Source organism: Lactobacillus gallinarum DSM 10532 = JCM 2011, from assembly GCF_001434975.1.
Taxonomy (GTDB): domain Bacteria; phylum Bacillota; class Bacilli; order Lactobacillales; family Lactobacillaceae; genus Lactobacillus; species Lactobacillus gallinarum.
In genome coordinates this window covers 1-4,791 of sequence record NZ_AZEL01000037.1, presented here as the reverse complement: position 1 = coordinate 4,791, position 4,791 = coordinate 1, and the positions used below count along the sequence as shown (strand labels likewise).

The 4,791-nt window shown below is 34.2% G+C and carries 4 protein-coding genes and 2 pseudogenes; 4 read left to right on the top strand and 2 right to left on the bottom strand.

Annotation, left to right across the window (positions count from 1 at the left end):
* Positions 1–73: 73 nt before the first annotated feature.
* The 3 genes and pseudogenes from FC37_RS04605 to FC37_RS10745 all read left to right on the top strand — a co-directional run.
* A complete protein-coding gene (locus FC37_RS04605; RefSeq protein ID WP_025006469.1) occupies positions 74–346 on the top strand; it encodes a hypothetical protein in 273 nt (90 codons plus the stop codon).
* A 547-nt stretch (positions 347–893) separates the two neighbouring features.
* Positions 894–1,775 (top strand): restriction endonuclease, encoded by an 882-nt coding sequence (locus FC37_RS04600; RefSeq protein ID WP_025006468.1) that lies wholly within the window; start codon positions 894–896, stop codon positions 1,773–1,775.
* 176 nt (positions 1,776–1,951) lie between these two features.
* Positions 1,952–2,102 (top strand): annotated as a pseudogene (locus FC37_RS10745) (IS256 family transposase); the annotation flags it as partial.
* 38 nt (positions 2,103–2,140) lie between these two features.
* Here the strand turns inward: FC37_RS10745 and FC37_RS04595 are convergent.
* Positions 2,141–2,464, bottom strand: a complete 324-nt coding sequence (locus tag FC37_RS04595; RefSeq protein WP_025006467.1) for a type 2 periplasmic-binding domain-containing protein — start codon at positions 2,462–2,464, stop codon at positions 2,141–2,143.
* Between the two features lie 109 nt (positions 2,465–2,573).
* Positions 2,574–4,337, bottom strand: coding sequence for an FAD-dependent oxidoreductase (locus FC37_RS04590; RefSeq protein ID WP_025006466.1), 1,764 nt, complete (start codon positions 4,335–4,337; stop codon positions 2,574–2,576).
* Between the two features lie 226 nt (positions 4,338–4,563).
* Here FC37_RS04590 and FC37_RS04585 point away from each other — a divergent pair.
* Positions 4,564–4,740: pseudogene (locus FC37_RS04585) on the top strand (IS256 family transposase); the annotation flags it as partial.
* Between the last annotated feature and the right edge of the window lie 51 nt (positions 4,741–4,791).

Here is a 4,791-nt window from a genome sequence, read left to right as displayed (position 1 = left end):
CTAACAAGATTGGACTTTTTTTGTTAACTAAAACGATTTAACTAGCACCACGCGTATAAGAATATATTCTAAAATGTTTAAGACTAAATTATTTAAGATTGCTGCAACTGCAGCAATTGCGTTAAGTGCTGTAGGCATTACAGCTAATATAAATGGTAATCATCAAACCGTTCAAGCAAGTACCTTCCATTACTTCAAGAAAAATAAAGCTGTTACTGCTTCAGGAAAATTGCGAAAAACAAATTCTGTGAAGAGATATTACATAATGAAAGATAATAGTCCAACTGGTGTAATGAATTCTAATGAGAATTTGTTTAATTATTTATATTGGCTTCCATATAAATAATTAAAAAAGCAAAAAAGCAAGAATACTACAGAATCAATGTCTTAACTTAATGACATTGGTCCATATGATGCAAGGTCTTTAATCAATTGTGGATGTACACGAAAAAAGTTTAAATTATTTTTTATTTACATTTCGTGCTATTCTCTCCCTATTCTCCGTCAACTTCTCAATATCTTAAGCATGCATCCCTTTTGAGTGCAAACATAAAAGAAACATATTTGACAATATGATTTGGCTTGGCAAGGTAATGTAATTACTGTTTAAATGCTACTAAAAATTCAAAATTAGTTTATATAGGTAACATACGATGGCGTACTCTAACAAGAGTTCAAAGAGTAGACACGTTTAATTTAATGGACATTACACCAGATCCTACACTAAATAATTTAGAATAAGATACTAAAACCGAAGGCAAGTACCTCACTTATAGTTACCTGCCTTTTTGATTTGATACCTAAATAGGTTTGTATCCCATACTCCCTCTAACTTTTCAATATACTTTCCTCGTGTATAATATTGATTAGCTAATAGAAAGAGATTACACCCTATGGATCTAAAGACATTTAACAATTCAAATACAACTGAAAAGTACGAGGCAATTAATAGAGCTACTGTTCGTGCCTTACAAGATTTAGGCGGCAAAGCAAGCCGTGACGAGATTATTGAGAGAATCAGAAATTACGATCCAATCATTTCACAAGAAATTGTTGATCATAAAAAGAAAGCCAAAAAGACAGGTAATTATTATTCAGAATTCCGTATCAAATTTGGCTTCAATTTATCTACTCACCTAAGGAATAGAACAATTATCGAAGCAGAGCCTAAAGTCTATCAGTTATCTGATGAACTACTGAAACTAGACCCAGACTCCCCTAATTTTGAAGAGGATATTCTTAAGTTAGAAAGAGAAAATCAAAAGTCTACGCTAAGGGATGCAGAAGCAGAACAGGAAGATGAAGATATGCAAGACTCTGTTCCTGAGTGGCGAAAAGAACTAAAAGAGCGCCTATTTAAGTTAGATCCCTATAAGTTCGAGACACTTTGCAAAAAGCTACTCTCAAACATGAATGTAGATATCGACGATAAAATCGGTATGAGTTACACCAATGATGGTGGTGTTGATGGTTTTGGCTACTTAGAAACCGATGAGCTTAGAACTGAAAGAATCGCTATTCAAGCTAAGCGATGGGCAGAAGGTAATTTAGTGTCCTCGCCAGAAATTGATAAATTTCGTGGCGCAATGGACAAATACAATGCAGAATATGGCGTATTTATCACTACTTCTGATTTTACGCGTGGTGCAATTAAGAGTTCACGTTCAGGCACAAGAATGATCACCCTAATCAACGGTGAAAAGCTGATGGACCTGATTGTTAAATATCAAGTTTATGTGCATCCCTCAATTGTTATCGAAGACTTTTATAAATAGTTGTTTTAAATCCTTGTTTTCAAGCACCAATAATCACCCTGCTTCCTCCGATTTTTCAATAATAAAGACCGTTTCTTTCAGCAATTTGATAGAAACGGTCTTTTAGTCCTCTGATTTTTCTGAAACAATATATTTCTTTTTAATCATCCAATGCATAGATAGAAATGCCAATCAACACTAAGCCTAAAGCAGAGTTTCCAACTGAACAGTCGCTTAATACTTTTATTGGCATTCAGGCAATGAGCTACAACGAACGGAACGCATTTCAATCGAATCCACAAAGGCTTTGGTCAGGTTCAGGATACCTTAGAATCCTACTTTGATTAAATAAAAGACTAAAAAATCAATCTACGAGAAAAATCTATTTACACAAAAAATTTGACAATTTCAATTCCTAAGCCAGATTCAGCCATAATATTTGCATTACTTACATTGTTAACGTATGAAATATGCTTATTGTCGTTATCTTTCCTAATTATTTCTTGCAAATGAAGTTGCTCTGGTGGGCACCAATTATTATCTAGTAAGATTATATTCTGTCCTTTTAGCTCGTTTGGATAAATATCTTTTTTCTTAGCTAGAGGATTATTTTTGGGAACAACAGCCGCAAAATAACCAGTTAATACTGGACTATATGATATTTTAAAATGATTATCTAAGTCATCTTTAGTAGTAAGAATGCAGCGCAAAATTAACTAAAATATTAAAATTCCAACACAATAAAAATGATCAGTTTTTAATCTTAGATTGTTGTACTGATCATTTTTATATTAAACCTTAATCAAATTGTTCCAGTTATTACTTCTTAACTTTTTTTAATGCATTTTGTACAGCATCTTCGATAGCTCTACTAGTCATTGAGGCACCAGTTACTGCATCAACTTTAGTATCGTTGGCTTGGACAATTCTAGTTGGTATTTGCTCCAGAGCTTTCTTTCCGTAATCTGAACTTTCAGAGTCTTTCAAAACTTCAACATTGCTTATTTTGTGATTTTCATAAGTAACTCTAACAACTAGTTCATCCCCCATACCTAAATCACTGCGACCAATATATTGATTCTTTCCTACTTTATATTCATCTTCAGCAGATCCTTCTTTTACACTGGCGCTGGTTAAAACTTCTGCTTTGTCATAGACAGGATTACCATCTTTAGGCATAGCAGCATTCTCACCAGCAATCTTGCCAAAGATTAAGCATTCTGCAATATTATTGCCACCTTGATATTCATTAGCGCTTATACCACCAAGTTCTCCTGCTGAATATAAATGATTAATTGGTTCTCCACTTGGATCAAGTACTTGGGCGTTAGCATTTCTTCTTGGGCCACCTTGGGTGTTCAACATGGACTGCTTAAGAGGCAAAGCATAATATTTTTCGCCTTCCAGAGGTTTCATAGTATTGATGTCACGATTGAATTGATAATCTTTACCTAACTTAATTTGTTCGTTGAAGTCTTGGATTGTTTGAGTCAAAACTTTAGGATTAGCATCAATTTTTATAGCAAGAGCTTCAATTGAATCTGCACTAATTAGCATTTGTTCAAATTGATCACCTAATTTCAAGCCTTCAAGTTTTTGATACTGTGCCTTATCAAAAATTAGATATGGCTTAGTCGTTGGTTGTGGTATCATCCATGTGCCATGGAAGTAATTATGACCATGACGATGACTTTCTGTTTCATTAAAATATCTAGTACCATCATCGCCGATTACTAATGCACTACCATTTGCCATTGCCGTCCAAGCAAATAGAATTGGACCCCTTTGTCCAACTGGCATTCTGTATGTTAATCCCAATGATTCAAAGTTATGCATGTGCCACATATCAGCACCGACTTCTTCAGCCATGCTGATACCATCACCTTTGTTATAGATAGAACCTTGTGGTACTAACCAGTCGCGTCCAAGATAATCTTGAATCATCTTTTGATTATTTTCAAAACCACCTGTGGCGAGGACAACACCGTTATTTGCTTTAATATTGGTAATCACATGATTATGATCAATTTGAACTCCAGCAATTTTACTATCTTGCGTAATTAAATGTTTGGCTGGCGATTGATACCAGACTGTAATATTTTTACGTTTCAAGACTTCTTTGCGTAATTGTTTCCATAAACTGCCATTAAAGAATCCTTTAGTTAACACAAAAGTATCATAGCTTTCGGCACCCTTATATTCTGGATATTCAGGGATCATTGATTTAAGCATAGATCCCCACGAATTCATAACAGACTTAACACTAATTGGCTCAACATCAAAATATTTTTCAATATATTGCTTCATATTAATAAAGCCATCGACATAAGTGTCAATCATTGATTCATCTAAGTCTAATGGTTTTTGAAGTTGATGATAATACTGTTTCATCTTAGCTTTATCGGTAGCAAAGCCGATAATTTGTCCGCAGTATCTTGTATTACCGCCTTCATGTCCTTCTGGAGCTGAATCTACTAATAGAACTTTTGCACCTGTATCTGCAGCAAATCTTGCAGCTGTCGCACCTGCTGCACCAAAACCTAATACAACGACATCATATGTTTTATTCCATGTAAGACTCATATTTTATACGCTTTCTATTAATATAAACCGCTTACACATAAAATTATAGCATTATAAAGGTTTATAAATTATTTTTGTGTTGAGTAGTCGAGAAAGTTGAGACTGTAAAATATTTTGTGTAAGGATGGATATTTCCTTAATTTTATTTCCCTGAATATTAGAAAAAGGAATCCTTTTCCCGTATGATTGATTTGAACGAAAAACATACTAGAAAAGAGATTCCTTCATGAATGATTTTACCAAAGATATGGCTAATGCTCTATTCAATCAGGATAAAATTAATGATTTATTTAGACAAAAGCTCCAACAGGCTGTCAATGACCTGCTTGAATCCGAATTAGGCTACAATCCTTATGAGCGCGATGGCTGGAATACCGGAAATTCTAGAAATGGTGCTTATTACGATGGAAATGGCTGAACCAAAACCAATTGAGCGTTTTAGGTTATTGTTGGG

Excerpts from the sequence above, each read along its gene's own strand:
- FC37_RS04590 (WP_025006466.1), bottom strand. The coding sequence starts at position 4,337 with ATGAGTCTTACATGGAATAAAACATATGATGTCGTTGTATTAGGTTTT.
- FC37_RS04600 (WP_025006468.1), top strand. The coding sequence starts at position 894 with ATGGATCTAAAGACATTTAACAATTCAAATACAACTGAAAAGTACGAG.
- FC37_RS04605 (WP_025006469.1), top strand. The coding sequence starts at position 74 with ATGTTTAAGACTAAATTATTTAAGATTGCTGCAACTGCAGCAATTGCG.